Below are 16076 nucleotides of genomic sequence, written 5' to 3'. Positions count from 1 at the left end.
CTGATTGTCGTCGCTGAAGCACCATCATTGCTTTGAACGTGCCCGAGGAGAAGACGTGGATTCCCGATTAAATGCTTTTCTTGAACGCGCCGAGTCGGTTCTGGCGCGGATCGAACCCTTGTTGCCGGCGCCGCGCCCGGTGATCGACTGGGAAACATGCCTCGCGGCGCGCTGGCAGCGTGACGGGCGCAGCGGGTATTTGCTGCCGCTGGAAGTCAGCCTCGACATGCGCCTGTCCGACCTGATCGGCGTTGACCGTCAGTTGGAGCAACTGGGGCGCAACACGCAACAGTTTCTCGACGGCATGCCGGCCAACCACGCGCTGCTCTGGGGCTCGCGCGGCACCGGTAAATCGTCGCTGGTGCGTGCGCTGCTGGCCGAACACGCCAGCGCCGGTCTGCGTTTGATCGAGATCGAGCGTGACCATCTGGCCGACCTGCCGCGCGTGGTCGAGCAGATCGCCAAACTGCCGCAGCGCTTCGTGCTGTTTTGCGATGATCTGTCGTTCGAATCCGGTGAAGGCGACTACCGAGTGCTGAAAAGCGTGCTAGACGGCTCGCTCGAGCAGGCACCGGACAACGTCTTGCTGTACGCCACTTCCAACCGCCGCCATCTGGTGCCGGAAAAGGAAAGCGACAACGAAAACTGGAAACGCGTCGACGGCGAACTGCATCCGAGTGAGGCGGTGGAAGACAAGATCGCCTTGTCGGACCGTTTCGGCCTGTGGCTGTCGTTTTATCCGTTTACCCAGGAACACTTCCTCAACGTCGTCGAACACTGGATCGGCCAGTTGGCCGCCAAGGCTGGCTTGAGCTGGCAGCGCGATGAAGAGCTGGACATCCTCGCCGTGCGCTGGGCAACCGGGCGCGGCAATCGCAACGGACGTTGCGCGTACCAATTCGCCCGTTACTGGGTGGGACTGAAATTGCTGGAGCACAAGGCATGATTGATTTGCAACAAAGCGGCCAGGGGCTCGAAGGCTATGGCCTGTTGGCCGCACAACTGGAATCGCTGCTGGCGGACGAGCGCGATTTCATCGCCAACGCCGCGCAGTTTTCGGCGGTTCTGTTCAACCAGCTCGATGATTTGAACTGGGCCGGTTTCTACCTCAATCGCAACGAAGAACTGGTGCTGGGTCCGTTCCAGGGCCAGATCGCCTGCGTGCGCATTCCGTTCGGGCGCGGTGTGTGTGGCGCGGCAGCGGCCAGTCGGCAAACCCAGCGCGTTGAAGACGTGCATGCGTTCCCCGGTCATATCGCTTGCGACAGCGCCTCCAACAGCGAACTGGTGGTGCCACTGGTCAAGGACGGTCGGTTGATTGGCGTACTCGATCTCGACAGCCCGAAACTCGCGCGTTTCGGCGCGGACGATCAGGCCGGTATCGAGCAACTGGCGGCGATCTTCCTGCGTCTGACCGACTGCTGATCAGGCGCTCAGGCCAGCCTTGCGCAGCAGGCTGGCCGAGTCCACCGCATCGATCTGTCGCGGATCGAGAAACCGCGCGGCGTACTGCATGTACACCCCGTCGTTGATGAACAGCGCAAACAGCTCGGGGTCGATGTGTGCCTCGCGGGACATGGTGGCCATGATCCCCAGGGCTTCGCTCAAGGATTTGGCTTTCTTGTACGGCCGATCCGCCGCTGTCAGCGCCTCGAAAATATCGGCAATCGCCATCATCCTCGCCGGCAGGCTCATGTCGTCGCGCTTCAGGCGTTTGGGGTAGCCGCTGCCGTCCATTTTTTCGTGATGACCACCGGCAATTTCCGCAACGCTGCCCAGATGTCCGGGGAAGGGCAGGTGGCTGAGCATCAGGATCGTCTGCACCATGTGGTGATTGATGATGTAGCGCTCCTCACGGGTCAGCGTGCCCCGGGCAATGCTCAAGTTGTAGAGTTCGCCGCGATTGTATTTGTAGCGCGGCACATCCAGTTTGAACCCCCACGGGTTGTCTTCCGGAATCAGTTCGCTGTCGGCGCGCTTGATCAGGTGTTCGGGTTTGTCCGCCAGCAGTGCCTCGCTGACCGGCAGATTCGCAACCGGCGTTTGCGCCTGACGGCGGTTTTCCTCCCATGACACCCCCAGTCGATCATCGAGGGTGCGCGTCCAGCGGCGCTCGGCAATGCGCTCAAGACGCTGCATGTCGGCTGGCGCCATGGCCTCGCCGCCCAGATTGCAACGGGCAACAAAGGCAAAGTCGTCGTCCAGTTCAGCCAATGTGGCGTCACGCAGGGCGCTCAGTTGCGCCTCGTTGCCGCCCAGCGCCAGTGCCTGCCAGTAACTGATCCAGGCATCGCGCTTGAGCACCTCGAAACGCGTGCGGATTTCGTGGATGCGATCGTTGAGGGTTTCCAGTTTGGTGGCCTTGTCGACGACATATTCCGGCGTCGTGACCTTGCCGCAATCGTGCAGCCAGGCCGCGATGTGCAGGGCTTCCCATTCGTCTTCGGTGGGCTGATAGCTCTGGAACGCCGGCGCCTGACTGGCGGCCGCGGCCTGCGCGAGCATCAGGGTCAGTTCCGGCACGCGCTGACAGTGGCCACCGGTGTACGGGCTCTTGGCGTCGATGGCGCCGGCCAGCAACTGGATGAACGCATCGAGCAACTGCTTCTGCTTCGCTTGCAGGCGCTGGCTTTCGATACTCACCGCCGCCGCGCCGGAGACTGCTTGCAGGAAGGCGATGCGATCCGGGCGCAGTTTTTCCAGGTCCTGAGCGCTGCCGCTGTCGTTGATCAGCAGGAGCAGCAGGCCGATGGTTTCGTTGTGCCGGTTGCGCAGGCGGATACCGATCAGGTGGATGCGCGGCGATTGCATGGCCAACAAGACTTTCTGCAAGTCCCCGGCCTGTTCAAAGCCAAGGCTGCTGACCACGTTGTCAGCGGTGATCAGTTGCTGGAACCACGCCGGCCCTTGATCGGCCAGAAGATCCCGGCCCAGCACAGCGAACTCGCCCGGTTCCTGCGAGACGCCATCAATTACCAGTCCGTAAGGCTCCACTCGGTTGCCATCGTTTTCGCGCAGATAGATCAACCCCGCTTGCGCCTGGGCGATCTGCACCGTTTCGAACAGCACCCGTTGCAGCAACGGGGCAAAGCGGGTTTCGGCGCACAGGCTGTCGGTGATGCGGAAGAAACTGGCGAGTGTTTCCTTCATGCGGGCCATCGACAGGCTCAACTGATCAACTTCCAGAACCGGCGAGCGACGGGTAACCGGAAAGTTGAAATCGAAGCTGCGAATCGCATCGGCTTCCTTGACCAGCGCATGCAACGGCTTGACCAGAATCCGCGAGGTCAGCCAACCCAGCGGCAGGCACAGCAGCAAGGTCGCGAGGGTGATCAGTGCCCCTTGCCAGCGCATACGGTAGGCGTCGGCCAGCAACTCGTCCTCCGGCACCAGCAGGGCCATCTGCAGACCTCTCGGGCCGCCCTCTTGCAGATTGCTGCGGGCGACGATCCAGCGGCGTCCATCGACGTCGAGCCGTTTGCCCGGATGCGTGGTGGACAGCAACGCGTACAGATTCGGGCTCAGGTCGGCAGCCTTGGCCAGGCGTGCGCTGCTGTCGTCGACAATCAGCCGGCGGCTGTCCGGATAGGCCACGGCATTGCCATCGGCATCGAACAACACGATTTCGGTAGACGGGGTAACCACGTGTTTGAGCAAGGTGGCCGAGAGTGCTTCCAGCGTCAGGTCGGCACCGATCACACTGGTTGCGCCGCTGCGTCGGGCCAGGGTGGTGCCCACGTTGTGCGTGGAGAAAAACACATAGGGTTCGGTGGTGATCTGATCGCCCTGTTGCAGGGCGTTGGTGTACCAGTTGCGGGTGCGCGGATCGTAGCGGTCGTCGGGATTGTCCTGGTGCCCGACAGGCATCAGCGCCTGGTCGAAGAACAGTGACTGCGACGACGCGATGCCGCTGGCGTCGTGCTCGATGCTCCAGACCTGATAGGCCGCGTCCGGCGGTGCCTTGAGCAGGGTTTTCAGGGCGCTGGTGCGCAACGGCCGGACCATGAAGAAGTCGCCGTTGCCGTAGCCCAGATACAGCGAAGCGAGATCGGTGTTGTCCTTGAGTGATTGACTGAACGGCTTGAGCAGCGCCAGACGCTGTTGCAGGTTCGAGGCCCCGGCCGCCTGGTTGTCGGCCAGCAGGCTCAGCAGGTGACGGATCGGTTCATACGTTGAATGCAGGTCCAGGCGCACGTCCTGTTCGATGCGATTGAACAGGTTTTCGCTGCTCGACAGGATGATTCGGGTGGTCTGGCGATAATTGAACAGTCCCAGCACCACGCCGGTCAGCAACAGCAGAAACGTGAACATGACGCTGATGTGCACGTGCAACGGGAACCGGCGTTGATCCGGGCGCAGTGGGCTGGGCATTGCTGACTCTCCATTGAAGTAAACACACTGCTCAGCGTCCAAGCATAGTTAAGGCTCGGTCATTGTGCTTTCTGCGAACGGTTCCAATTGTTGCTGCAGCGCCTGCTCCAGTTCGACCATCGCCGCGTCGGTGGCCTCGATGCAGCGCACGATGGCCGCCACAGACGTGGTCTGCAGGCAGGCCTGTTCCAGGGCATCGCAGCGCACGATCAGACGCGAAGCCTGGGCGATTCGGGCGGCGCCCTTGATCTTGTGCGCCACCGCCGCCAATGCCTCGCGATCATTGTGCGGCGCCAGTGCCAGCAGCTCCTCGCGATCGAGGCGGCTGCTCTTGAGCAATTGCGTGAGCAGGCGTTGGGCCTGAAGCGGGTTGCCGCCCGTCAATTGATTCAAACCCTCGAGATTGAACGCAGGTTCAGGCGTTGCCGGTTGCAGGCCGTTGACCCACTGGCTCAGCGCACTGAGGCTCAGGGGTTTGAACAGGCAGTCATTCATGCCGGCCTGTTTGCAGCGCTGCACTTCCTCGGGTTGCGCATTGGCCGTGAAGCCCAGCACGGTACAAGGAGCACGCCCGGTACTTTGTTCGTGCTGGCGGATGGCCTCGGTCAGTTCGTAGCCGTTCATCACTGGCATATTGCAGTCGGCGATGACCAGATCGAATGCGCCGCGCTGCCACTTCTCGAGTCCGCTTCGCCCCTCTTCGGCAAGGCTGAAGCGGTGCCCGAGGAACTCCAGTTGCTGGCACATCAGCAGACGATTGGCGGGATGGTCGTCGACCACGAGGATGTTCAGCGGCGTACCCGCGGCGTGGATCGGTGGCGCGGTTTTCGTCGCGGCGACCTTGCACGGCAGCGTTTGCAGCGGCAGCGACAGGCAGACCTGAGTGCCGATCCCGGGCTGACTGCTCAATTGCAGCTGACCGCCCATCATTTCACAGAGGTTGCGACTGATCACCAACCCCAGACCCGCGCCGCTGCGCGCGGGCTGTCGGCCACTGTCAGCCTGGGCGAACGGTTTGAACAGGCGCTGTTGATCTTCGATGCTGATGCCGACCCCGGTGTCCTGGATCGTCAATTGAATCAGCGAACACTGGCCCGCGCCATCGGGCACCACGTCCAGATTGACCCGGACCTGCCCGGACTCGGTGAATTTGATGGCGTTGCTGATCAGGTTCGACAGGATCTGCTTGAAGCGCAACGGATCGAGCTGCACGTCGACATTGAGGCCCGGGGGAGTGAGGGTCAAGGGCAGGGCGAGGTTTTTCTGCCGGGCCAGACCGTCGAAGATCCTCACCACTGAAGAAACGGTTTCCACCAGATTGACCCGCTCGGGACTCAGGCTCAGGTGCCCGGACTCGATCCGTGCGATATCAAGGATGTCGCCGATCAGGCCCAACAGGTCCTTGGCCGAGCAATAGGCGGTTTCGATGGACGAGCGATCCGGAGCCTGATCGGTCATGCGTTCGAGCGTCAATTCGAGCATGCCGATGATGGCATTCATCGGCGTACGGATTTCGTGGCTCATGGTGGCCAGAAAGGTACTTTTCGCACGGTTGGCGTTGTCCGCTTGTTCTTTGGCCGTACGCAGTTCATCGAACAGTTGCCGGCGTTCACTGATGTCGATCCAGCCACCGATGATCCCTTGTACATCGCCGCTGGAATCGCGGTACGGCAGGATCCAGTGGTAGATCGTCAGACGCCGGCCACCGATGTGCAGCGGTCGGTCGAGTACCATCGGTGTCCCTTCGGCCACGACCCGCTGGTAATCCGCCTCGAAGGCCTGGGCTTCGAAGGCATTGCTCAGGGTGCCTTGCATGACGCTTTTGCCGATCACGTCTTCGCGTTTGGCGTTGAAGGCTTCGAGGTAACTGTCGTTGCAGCTTTGCAGCAGCCCCCGGCGGTCGCGCACATAGATCGGGTGAGGCGTGCCGTTGACCAGTGAGCGCATGAATTCGAACTGATCGTTGAGTGCCCGCTCGGCGGCCTGGCGTTGCTTGATCTGGCGCCGCATGTAGGCATTCCACAGCAGTGACAGCAACAGCAGCAGGCAGGCTGCGCCGATCAGTTGGTAAAACAGGCGCTGGTAGTGATGCCAGTTGCTTTGCGCCGCATTGGAAAAACCGCGCCAGCGGCTATTGATCACCCCCAGTTCTTCGGGGCTGATGCTCAGCAGCGCCTTGTCGAGGATCGACCCCAGTTCGCTGTTGTCGCGGGCCGTGGCCAGCGAAAAGGCGGCCTGACGGGTGCCGAGGGTGGTGGTGATCTGCAACTGATGCTCGAAGATCCGCGACGAAATCAGATAGTTGGCGATCACCAGCGAAGCGACGGCGCCATCGGCCTTGCCCTCGGCGAGCAAGGTCGCGGCGCCAAAGGTGTCGGAGGTTTCGGTCAGGTGGATATTGGGGAACTCGCGTCGCAGGTAATCGGCCATGGGACTGCCTTGGGCAATCGCCAGGTATTTGTCCTTGAGCTGCGTCGGATGCGTCGGGCTGTCAGTGGCTTTGCGGGTCAGCAGGACGAACGAGTTTTCCAGGTAGGGACGGCTGAATTGCAGGGTCTTTTCCCGTTGCGGGCTGGGTAGCAACGCAGCGATCAGATCGGCCCGGTGCTGATTGATCTGCTCGACCATGTCGCCGTCGCTGCGGCTGCGCACCAGTTCGAAGCGCATGCCGGTGCGCAGGCGCAGCAGTTCGAGCAGGTCTGCAGTGATGCCACGCAGATTGCCGTCGCTGTCGAAGAACGTCAGCGGCGCGAACGCCTCGTTGACGACGACGCGCAGCACCGGATGCTGTTTGAGCCACTGCTCTTCATGGTGGGTCAATTGCAGCTTCTGGTCGGTCAGCAGGATGTCGCTGCCAGCGCTCCAGCGCTTGGCGATGCGGTCGCGTTCACTGGCCGGTATGGCCTGGAGCGCGGTGTTGATGATCGCGAGCAGTTGCGGATTGTCGGTATGCACGGCAAAGCTGAAACCGTGGGCTTCCTGTTTGCCGAAATTGGCCATGCGAATGTTGTTCAGATAGCCCTTGTTGATCATGTAGTGGGTGGAGATGGTATCGCCCAGAAACACGTCGGCCTGATCGAAAGCCACCGCATTGATTGCGTTTTGATAGGAAGGGTAGGACGTCAGGATGGCCTTGGGGTACAGCGCCTTGACTTCCTCCTGCGGCAGATAGTGATAGACCATGCTCAGGCGCAGACCGGCCAGGCCCTCGGTAAGCGTACGGGTCTCGTCTTCACGGGTGACCAGTACCGGCTGATCGATGGCATAGGGGATTGAAAGCAGAATGTCTGGATTACTGGCCTCGAAACCGTTGGCCGTACCGAGCATATCGACCTGTCCGGCTATCAGTGCGCGCAAGGCGGCTTCCCGTGAGGCAAAGCGCTTGACCCGGATTGGTAAACCGACAGCCTGTGCGAGGAGGCCGGCGTAGTCGGCGGTAAAACCTTCGTAATCGCGGCCGCTGGCGGTCATGTCGAACGGCGGATAATCCGGTGCGGAGGTGCCCAGTCTCAGTTCGCTGCGAGTCTGTAACCATTGCCGTTGCGCGGGCTGCAGAGAAATGGACAGCGCTTCGTGGCTCGAACGGCTGCGCAGCACATAATCTTGCGCTGTGACGAGGTCGGCATAGGCCTGATGAGTCAGGCACAGGCTCGCACACAATATGACGAGATAGATCTTCAAACGACTGGGCATTCAGGCTCTCACACTAGCGCGTTGCGTTTGGCCATCTCGATAAGTTCCACCAGGGATCTGGCTTTCAGTTTCTGCATCAAGCGTTTTTTGTAAGTGCTGACGGTTTTGTTACTGAGAAACATGCCTTTGGCAATTTCCTTGTTGGTACGCCCCTGTGCAAATAACTGCAGGACCATGAGTTCGCGGTCATTCACGGCTTTGAATAATTCCAGTTCGGCGTAACGTACATCGTCACTGCGTACCGGATTCAATGCCTGACTTGGGAAATAGTTGTAACCGGAAAGTACCGCTTTTATGGCGCTGACCAGTTCACTCAAGTCTTCTTCCTTGCACACATAACCGGACGCGCCGGATTGCATGCAGCGAATACCGAACAGTGTCGGGCATTGCGCCGTCAGTACCAGGGTCTTGAGCGGAGTGCCCATGGCGTTGAAACGGGCGAGGACTTCCAGACCGTCGAGCTTGGGGATGCTGATATCGAGGATGATCAGGTCGGGCATGCATTCGCGAACCATCTGCATGGCATCGACCCCATTATCGGTTTCGCCGACGACCCTATAACCTTCATGCTCGAGCAGCATTCGAACGGCAAGTCGGATGACGGGGTGATCATCGACAATAAAAACGGAGTTCATAATCAAATCCCATACGTGCGCGAATAAAGCGCGCACCTTAGCTCAGATAAATGAGCGGCCGCATGAACTCACATGGCTCTAGCAGCAATATAGGATAAGTCCTACACACTAAAGGGGAATTGACTACGACCAAACTCAATGTCGCGTAAGGAGGTGTTTAGAGTATTTGTTTATCTGAATGTTTTAAGTTGCTTGTAGAGTATTGAAGAAACAGCGTTTGTCTGTGTTGTTTTGAAGTTAAACGGATTACGTTTGGTCTGCGCGGTCATTGAGTACCGCAGAGCCGCGTTAATGGATCAGGCACTCAACCGGGCAGTCGCGCTGACCCGGTTGAGGAAGGTGCCCCGTCAGTGGCTGGAGCGCCCGGTCATTTCCAGCGCCATGTCACTGGCGTAGCTGTCGGTCATCCCGGCGATAAAGTCGATCATGCGCAGGAACGAGGTGTGCAGCGGCCCGTGGGGGTCGGGTGCATTGTTGCCCAGCAGATCAAGGATGCGTCGGCTCTTGAACGACGGCGTGCGTCCGCCATGTTGTTCGAGTGCCGCACCGCAGAACGCGTTGAGGAGGATTTCCAGCGTGGTGTAGGCGCCGATTTCATGCAGCGTCTTGCGCTTGTCCTGGAAGATTTTCTTGCGAGCGATGTCCTTGGCGTTGAGCACGCAGCGTTTGGCCGGGCCGTGCATGTGTTCCACCAGGTCGCCGTGCAGCGTGCCGGCGAGCAGCGCGTCCTGTTGCTCGACGAATGCCCGGGCGGCAGCATTGGTCAGGTGCTCGATGGCCTTGCCGCGCAGGATCGCCAGTTTGCGTCGGCGCGAATCCTGCGGGCCGAGCTGGCGATAGGTTTCCGGCAGGTCGTCACCCACAAGGCCGAGCAGCAGCGATTCGACTTCCGCGTATTCCAGCAGCTCCATTTCCAGGCCGTCTTCGAGGTCGATCAACGCATAGCAGATGTCGTCGGCCGCCTCCATCAGGTACACCAACGGGTGCCGCGCCCAGCGCTGGTCTTCCAGTTGTGGCAGGCCGAGTTTGTGGGCGATCTGCTCCAGCAGCGGCAATTCACTCTGGTAGCAGCCGAACTTGTGTTTCTTGTAGCCAAGCGAGTCGGCGTGACGGGCCGTCCACGGATACTTCAGATAGGTGCCGAGGGTGGCGTAGGTGAGTCGGGTGCCACCGTCGAACTGGTGATACTCAAGTTGAGTCAGCACGCGAAAACCTTGCGCGTTGCCTTCGAAATTGAGGAAGTCACCGCGCTCGGCTTCGCTCATGCCGTCGAGCCAGCCGCGCCCGGCCGCCTGCTGGAACCAGTGGCGAATCGCGTCTTCCCCGGAATGACCGAACGGTGGATTGCCGATGTCATGCGCCAGGCAGGCCGATTGCACGACCATGCCCAGGTCGCTCGGGTCGCACCAGTCGGGCAGGGCGCTGCGCAAGGTTTCACCGACGCGCATGCCCAGCGAACGGCCGACGCAGCTGACTTCCAGCGAGTGGGTCAGACGGGTGTGGATGTGGTCGTTACTCGATACCGGGTGCACCTGGGTCTTGCGTCCCAGGCGGCGGAAGGCGCCGGAGAAAATGATGCGGTCGTGGTCTTTGTGGAACGGGCTGCGGCCCAGCTCTTGCGGGCTGTGCAGCGGTTTTCCAAGGCGTTCGCGGTTAAGCAGGGTCTGCCAATCCAAGGCTGGTTCTCTCCGTCGGTGACTGGAATGATCAATGCCCTAGCTTCCCGGTTCGGCCACGCCCCTGCAAGCGGAACTACAAGCCGGCTGCATCAATGTCGATCAGCAGCAGGCGTTCGCCGTTGTCGAAGAACTGGCCGGCGGTCAGGCAATACTGGTTGCTGGTGGCATCGCGGTAGGTGCTGGACAGGGTCAGGCGCCGCTCCTCCCAGCCTTCGGCGAGCAAATGATAGAAGTACGGACGCCATGACCAGTTGTGCCCCAGGTAGCGGTTGTCGGCGACCCAACGGTTATGCCGCCATTCAAGGTTGGGCGTGAGTTGGGTGCCATGCCGGTCGCATTGGTAGAACCGCAGCAACCACGGGAAGGCTTCGAGTTGCGGCAGCGCACTCAGCGGCGCGTGGGCCTGAGCCCAGCTCTGGAGGATCGACATCAGTTCGCCGAGCTGCTGGCGCATCTGCATCAAGCGCCCGCGTTCGGCCAGCTTCTGCCGCACGTACCGCTGACGCAGTTCGGCGAAGCGCTGCACGAAGGCATCGGTCGGATAGAAGGCTTCCTGCGCCCGGGCGAACAGCAAACCCTGAACGTAACGTGATCCGCATTCCAGGGCGAAATTCAGCTGCGCTTCGGTCTCCACGCCTTCGGCAATGATCCAGCAGCCGGTTTTCTCAGCCATTTGCGCCAGTGCCTTGACCACCTCGCTGCTCGGCCCGCCCAGCGCCGCCGCCTGGAACAGGCGCATGTCGAGTTTGAGGATGTCCGGCTGCAACGCCAGCACCCGATCGAGCTGCGAGTAACCGGCACCGAAATCATCAATGGCAATCCGCGCGCCGGCCTCACGATAACGGCCGACCACGTCGGTCAGACGCTGACTGTTGCCACCCAGCTCAGTGATCTCGAACACGATGCGTTGCGGATCGACGCCGTGTCGCAGCATTTGCTTGAGACTGGGCAGGGGCTGATCCGCGCGCAGGCGACTGATCCAGCGCGGCGACATGTTCAGGCTCAGAAACCATTCGGCAGGGGCTTCATGCAGTCGGCTCAGGGCGTGGTCACGGATCTGGCGGTCGAGGCGGCGCAGGGCGATGGCAGGTGTGCGCGGGTCGGCGAACAAGGGCCCGACCGAGGCCAGTTGGCCGTCAGGCTGGCGCAGTCGACCGAGAGCTTCGACGCCTGCAATTCGTCCGGTGGCGGTATCGATGAAAGGTTGAAAGCAGGCGAGCGGTTGCCCGTCGATCACGGGGCCTCCTTAGTTGTTCTTGTTCGGGGTAAACCCTGCCGGCCGGATAGGCGTGCGGGATTGAACCTCGGGGTGAGGAGGTTCAATCCCGGATATTGCAAGAATGCAGCCAGATACGTCGGTTCAGCGTTTGCCCGAACTCTGCATCACCAGTCTGATCAGCGGCCCGAGGCTGGTGCCCAGACGGATCAGCCGGGTCAACCCGCCGACGCCGCCGCTTTTTGCGCCTTTGCCGGTAATGAAACCCAGCAGGGTGACGGCGGCCACGCCCCATAGCGGCGCATGCTTGATGCCGAAGCCGTCTTGCAGGTTTTGCTTCATCCCCCGCATGCGCTGCAAGGGTTGCAGCACTTGCCCTGCTTCGTGGCGGATTTCCTGACGATGCATTTCCATGCGCAGGCGGATCAGCGCCTTGCGCATTTCCCGGCGCGAGCTGTTGTGTGGCAGTTCAGGCAGGCTCATGGCAGCAGGCGCTCCCGATCGTTGGCCAATTCTTCCAGGGTGCCGTGGAAGGGCGAGGATTCATCGAAGACCGCAGCCTTCAGACGCAATCCACAGAACCCCGCCGCCAGGACGTAGAACACGCACAGACCGATGATCCCGGCCAGGCGATAAGTGTCCCAGAGCAGGATCAACACCAAGGCAGACAGGCCGATCAGCAACAGCAGCGCAAACACCAGCGCCAGCCCTGCGAACAGCAACAGGCTGACGGTGCGTGCTTTCTGTTCCTGCAGCTCGATGCCGAACAGTTCGACATGGCTGTGCAGCAGGCCGAGAACAGCTGCGCCCAGGCGCCGCGTGGAGGAGGTGGTGCCCGACCCCAGGCCGGATTCGCCGATCGACATGATCAGCGCCGAGTGGCCAGCAGGCCAATCAGGAAGCCCACCCCGGCGGCGATGCCCACCGACTGCCAAGGATTGGCGGACACGTAGTCTTCGGTGGCGGTGACCGCCGCTTGACCGCGATCGCGCAGGGTGTCTTCGGTCAGCTTCAGGGTTTCCCGGGCGCGCAACAGGCTGTCGTGGATCTGATCACGCAGCTCATCGGCCTGATCGCCCGCGAGGGACGCGGTGTGTTCGAGCAACCGTTCGGTATCGGCCACCAGAGTCTGGAAGTCGTTCATCAGGATTTCTTGAGCAGTCTTTGCCTTGATGCTGGCCATGGGTGGATCTCCGTAAGTGACGTCTGAAGCGTTCGAGTATGAGCCTTGCGCGAAGGTTCAGTACAAATGACTGGTACAGCTTTTGCTATGTCGTGGTGCGTCCTGCCGTCGCCGTGCGCTGTTGCCGGGCGTGCATGCAGCAAAACCTTAACTCAAATAATCCTGGTTCGTGTCAGGACATCCACCTTGTGCGCCAAAGCGGTTCATCGCAGCGTCGCTGCGCAGACCGACCGGTCGCAACTTGGTGCATGGATTGTCCGCGCGAACCGCTTTGGTGCCTTTTTAGCCTTCAGGTCTGCCTCTTTATGGAAAATCTGCAAAGCGCTGTGGAAACACTGGTTCACAGTTCCAACACGTTGTTCATTCTGATCGGTGCGGTGATGGTGCTGGCGATGCATGCCGGTTTCGCCTTTCTTGAAGTCGGCACGGTTCGCCAGAAAAACCAGGTCAACGCGCTGTCGAAAATTCTCAGTGACTTTGCGGTCTCGACCCTGGCCTATTTCTTTATAGGCTATTGGATCTCCTACGGGGTGACCTTCATGCAACCGGCGGCGGTGCTGAGTGCCGATCACGGTTACGGTCTGGTGAAATTTTTCTTCCTGCTGACCTTCGCCGCGGCGATCCCGGCGATCATCTCCGGCGGGATTGCCGAGCGCGCGCGATTCGTTCCGCAACTGTGTGCAACGGCGCTGATCGTGGCGTTCATCTACCCGTTTTTCGAGGGCATGATCTGGAACGGCAACTACGGTCTGCAAGCCTGGCTGACCGCGCGCTTTGGCGCGGCGTTCCATGATTTCGCCGGATCGGTGGTGGTGCATGCCATGGGTGGCTGGCTGGCGCTGGCGGCGGTATTGCTGCTCGGTCCGCGTAACGGGCGTTATCGCGATGGGCGTCTGGTAGCGTTCGCACCGTCGAGCATTCCGTTTCTGGCGCTGGGTTCGTGGATTCTGATTGTCGGCTGGTTCGGCTTCAACGTGATGAGCGCACAGACGTTGCAAGGCGTCAGCGGTCTGGTTGCAGTCAACTCGCTGATGGCCATGGTCGGCGGCACGGTGGCGGCGTTGATTGTCGGGCGCAATGACCCGGGCTTCCTGCACAACGGCCCGTTGGCCGGACTGGTAGCGATCTGCGCCGGTTCCGACCTGATGCATCCGGTGGGTGCCTTGGTCACCGGCGCGATTGCCGGTGCGCTGTTTGTCTGGTGCTTTACCGCCGCACAAGTCAAATGGCGCATCGACGATGTGCTCGGTGTCTGGCCGTTGCACGGTTTGTGCGGGGTGTGGGGCGGGATCGCCTGCGGCATCTTCGGCCAGACTGCGCTGGGTGGTCTCGGCGGCGTCAGCCTGATCAGCCAGGTGATCGGCACCGCGCTGGGTGTGTTGGTGGCGTTGCTCGGCGGCTTCGTCGTCTACGGTGTGATCAAGGCCTTGCACGGCCTGCGCCTGAGTCAGGAACAAGAGTATTACGGCGCTGACCTGTCGCTGCACAAGATCGGCGCGGTGAGTCAGGACTAGGCTTCCTTGTCTTCGGCGCCGGGATAGAACCCGTGCAGCAGGCGATAGCGGTCGATGCGCACTTGATCGATCTGCTCCTGCACCTGATGCGCCGGCAGGCCGAGCATGATCAAGGCGTGGGAGGCGAGCATCAGGCTCGATTCCAACAGTTCCGGCACCACTTCGGTGGCGCCGGCCGCTTTGAGTTCAGCCCATTGGCTGTCGTCGCGGGTGCGCACCAGAATCGGGATCTGTGCATTGAGCCGGCGCGCTTCCTTGAGAATTCGCAAGCTGACATCGCTCTGATCCACGGCGATCACCAGCAGCCGCGCGCGCAACAGTCCGACCGCGGTCAGCAGGTCGCCGCGTGACGAGTCGCCGTAATGCACCTCGCTTTCGCCGGACGCGGCTTCCTGCACGCGCACCGGATCGTTGTCCAACGCGATATAAGGCTGATTGGCATTGCGCATGAAGCGGCCGATGGACTGGCCGACTCGGCCGTAGCCACAGATCACTACGTGTTGATCCAGACCGGCATTGAGGGCGCTGATTACCTCGATTTGTGCCTCCTGGTTCGGCTTGCGGTGCAGGCGTGCGGCGATTTTCGGCGCGGCGCGCAACAGCAACGGTGTCAGCAGCATCGAGCAGAATGTTGCCGCGAGCAGCAGGGCGCCCAACTCGGCAGGGAGCAATTGGTTCTGTTGCATCTGCGCCATCAAGGCGAAGCAGAATTCCCCGCCCTGCGCCAGGGCCAGGCCGCTGCGCCAGGCGGTTTCATGATCGCTGCCGCGCCACTTGATCAGGAGTGCGACGACCGTGCCTTTGATTAGCATCAGGCCGAGGGTCAGGCCGAGAATCAGCACGCTGTGACTGATGAACAGTTGCAGGTCGATCAGCATGCCGATGCTGACGAAAAACACCCCGAGCAGGATGTCGCGAAACGGCCGGATGTCGGCCTCGATCTGATGGCGATAGTGGCTCTCGCCGAGCAGCATCCCGGCCAGAAATGCGCCAAGGGCAGGGGACAGGCCCAGCAGGTGCGTCAGCCATGCGGTCAGCAGCACAATCACCAGCGCCAGCAGCACGAACAATTCCGCCGAGCGCGACGCGGCCACCTCATGGAACAGCCGTGGCAGCAGCCAGCGGCTGGCCAGCAACAGACCGAAAAACAGCACCACGGTCTTCACCAGCGTCAGCGGCAAGGCCCAATACCAGGCTTGCGCGCTGCTCCCGGCGAACACCGGCACCAGGGTCAGCAACAACACCGCGACCACGTCCTGAAACAGCAAGACCCCGACCGCGTTCTGCCCGTGGCTGCTGAACACTTCGCCCAGGCTGCTCAACTCCTTGGTGACAATCGCCGTCGACGACAACGACAGCCCGGCGCCGAGCAACATTGCCGGGGCCAGCGGCATGCCCAGCAGGATCAGCACCAGCCCGAGCACCCCGGTGCTGAGCAATACCTGCTGGCTGCCCAGGCGAAACACTACCTGGCGCAGCGCGATCATTTTCGACAGGGAAAACTCCAGGCCCAGTGAGAACAGCAGGAACACCACGCCCAACTCGGCCACATCCGGCAGGTGTTCGCTCTCGTTGACCCAGTTGAACGCGGTCGGTCCCACCATCAGGCCCACGCAGAGATAGCCCAGCACCGGCGGCAAGCGCAGGCGGCGGAACAGGGCAATCATCACCAGGGATGAGGCGAGGATGATCAACAGGTTGGCAAACACAAGACACTCCGATGTCAGGCTCAGGCTTCTCAAGCGTAGAGGCAAAAAGCCCGGGAGCATCGCCTGATTGGCTTTT

At 61.2% G+C, this 16076-nt stretch carries 12 protein-coding genes; 3 read left to right on the top strand and 9 right to left on the bottom strand.

Going from position 1 to position 16076, the window contains the following annotated elements:
• Positions 1-55: 55 nt before the first annotated feature.
• Together ACVHNU_RS16170 and ACVHNU_RS16165 are read left to right on the top strand one after the other, a co-directional pair.
• A complete protein-coding gene (locus ACVHNU_RS16170; protein ID WP_003226753.1) occupies positions 56-946 on the top strand; it encodes an ATP-binding protein in 891 nt (296 codons plus the stop codon).
• Complete coding sequence (locus ACVHNU_RS16165) at positions 943-1425, top strand: GAF domain-containing protein (protein WP_473017807.1); 483 nt, start codon at positions 943-945, stop codon at positions 1423-1425. The genes ACVHNU_RS16170 and ACVHNU_RS16165 overlap by 4 nt, the downstream gene beginning before the upstream one ends.
• Here the strand turns inward: ACVHNU_RS16165 and ACVHNU_RS16160 are convergent, their stop codons facing one another.
• The 8 genes from ACVHNU_RS16160 to ACVHNU_RS16125 form a co-directional block, all read right to left on the bottom strand.
• On the bottom strand, positions 1426-4371 hold the full coding sequence (locus tag ACVHNU_RS16160) for an HD domain-containing phosphohydrolase (protein ID WP_473017806.1): 2946 nt from the start codon (positions 4369-4371) through the stop codon (positions 1426-1428). It abuts the gene before it with no gap.
• A gap of 48 nt (positions 4372-4419) precedes the next feature.
• Positions 4420-8064 carry a transporter substrate-binding domain-containing protein gene (locus tag ACVHNU_RS16155; protein ID WP_473017804.1) on the bottom strand — a complete coding sequence of 1215 codons (3645 nt, stop codon included), beginning with the start codon at positions 8062-8064 and terminating at the stop codon, positions 4420-4422.
• Between the two features lie 8 nt (positions 8065-8072).
• Entirely contained in the window at positions 8073-8699 is a 627-nt protein-coding gene (locus tag ACVHNU_RS16150; RefSeq protein ID WP_003226744.1) for a response regulator transcription factor, read from the bottom strand.
• A 347-nt stretch (positions 8700-9046) separates the two neighbouring features.
• Entirely contained in the window at positions 9047-10375 is a 1329-nt protein-coding gene (locus tag ACVHNU_RS16145) for a deoxyguanosinetriphosphate triphosphohydrolase (protein WP_003226741.1), read from the bottom strand.
• A gap of 76 nt (positions 10376-10451) precedes the next feature.
• Positions 10452-11615, bottom strand: a complete 1164-nt coding sequence (locus ACVHNU_RS16140) for an EAL domain-containing protein (protein WP_473017802.1) — start codon at positions 11613-11615, stop codon at positions 10452-10454.
• Positions 11616-11738: 123 nt separating this feature from the next.
• Entirely contained in the window at positions 11739-12077 is a 339-nt protein-coding gene (locus tag ACVHNU_RS16135; protein ID WP_003226737.1) for a hypothetical protein, read from the bottom strand.
• The gene (locus ACVHNU_RS16130) at positions 12074-12460 is read right to left on the bottom strand and encodes a phage holin family protein (protein WP_003226735.1); all 387 of its coding nucleotides are present in this window, start codon (positions 12458-12460) and stop codon (positions 12074-12076) included. Before ACVHNU_RS16130 ends, ACVHNU_RS16135 begins: the two co-directional genes overlap by 4 nt.
• 2 nt (positions 12461-12462) lie before the next feature.
• A complete protein-coding gene (locus ACVHNU_RS16125; protein WP_003226733.1) occupies positions 12463-12777 on the bottom strand; it encodes an ElaB/YgaM/YqjD family protein in 315 nt (104 codons plus the stop codon).
• A 305-nt stretch (positions 12778-13082) separates the two neighbouring features.
• Between ACVHNU_RS16125 and ACVHNU_RS16120 the strand changes: the two genes are divergently transcribed.
• On the top strand, positions 13083-14291 hold the full coding sequence (locus ACVHNU_RS16120) for an ammonium transporter (protein WP_473017800.1): 1209 nt from the start codon (positions 13083-13085) through the stop codon (positions 14289-14291).
• Here ACVHNU_RS16120 and ACVHNU_RS16115 read toward each other — a convergent pair.
• Complete coding sequence (locus tag ACVHNU_RS16115) at positions 14288-16000, bottom strand: cation:proton antiporter (protein ID WP_473017799.1); 1713 nt, start codon at positions 15998-16000, stop codon at positions 14288-14290. The genes ACVHNU_RS16120 and ACVHNU_RS16115 overlap by 4 nt on opposite strands.
• Positions 16001-16076: the final 76 nt, after the last annotated feature.

Source organism: Pseudomonas sp. Ors-4-3C, from assembly GCF_055755035.1.
The sequence above is the reverse complement of the archived record's forward strand: the minus strand, read 5'-3'. Positions and strand labels throughout refer to the sequence as shown.

Excerpts from the sequence above, each read along its gene's own strand:
- ACVHNU_RS16165 (WP_473017807.1), top strand. The coding sequence starts at position 943 with ATGATTGATTTGCAACAAAGCGGCCAGGGGCTCGAAGGCTATGGCCTG.
- ACVHNU_RS16160 (WP_473017806.1), bottom strand. The coding sequence starts at position 4,371 with ATGCCCAGCCCACTGCGCCCGGATCAACGCCGGTTCCCGTTGCACGTG.
- ACVHNU_RS16155 (WP_473017804.1), bottom strand. The coding sequence starts at position 8,064 with ATGCCCAGTCGTTTGAAGATCTATCTCGTCATATTGTGTGCGAGCCTG.
- ACVHNU_RS16150 (WP_003226744.1), bottom strand. The coding sequence starts at position 8,699 with ATGAACTCCGTTTTTATTGTCGATGATCACCCCGTCATCCGACTTGCC.
- ACVHNU_RS16135 (WP_003226737.1), bottom strand. The coding sequence starts at position 12,077 with ATGAGCCTGCCTGAACTGCCACACAACAGCTCGCGCCGGGAAATGCGC.
- ACVHNU_RS16130 (WP_003226735.1), bottom strand. The coding sequence starts at position 12,460 with ATGTCGATCGGCGAATCCGGCCTGGGGTCGGGCACCACCTCCTCCACG.
- ACVHNU_RS16125 (WP_003226733.1), bottom strand. The coding sequence starts at position 12,777 with ATGGCCAGCATCAAGGCAAAGACTGCTCAAGAAATCCTGATGAACGAC.
- ACVHNU_RS16120 (WP_473017800.1), top strand. The coding sequence starts at position 13,083 with ATGGAAAATCTGCAAAGCGCTGTGGAAACACTGGTTCACAGTTCCAAC.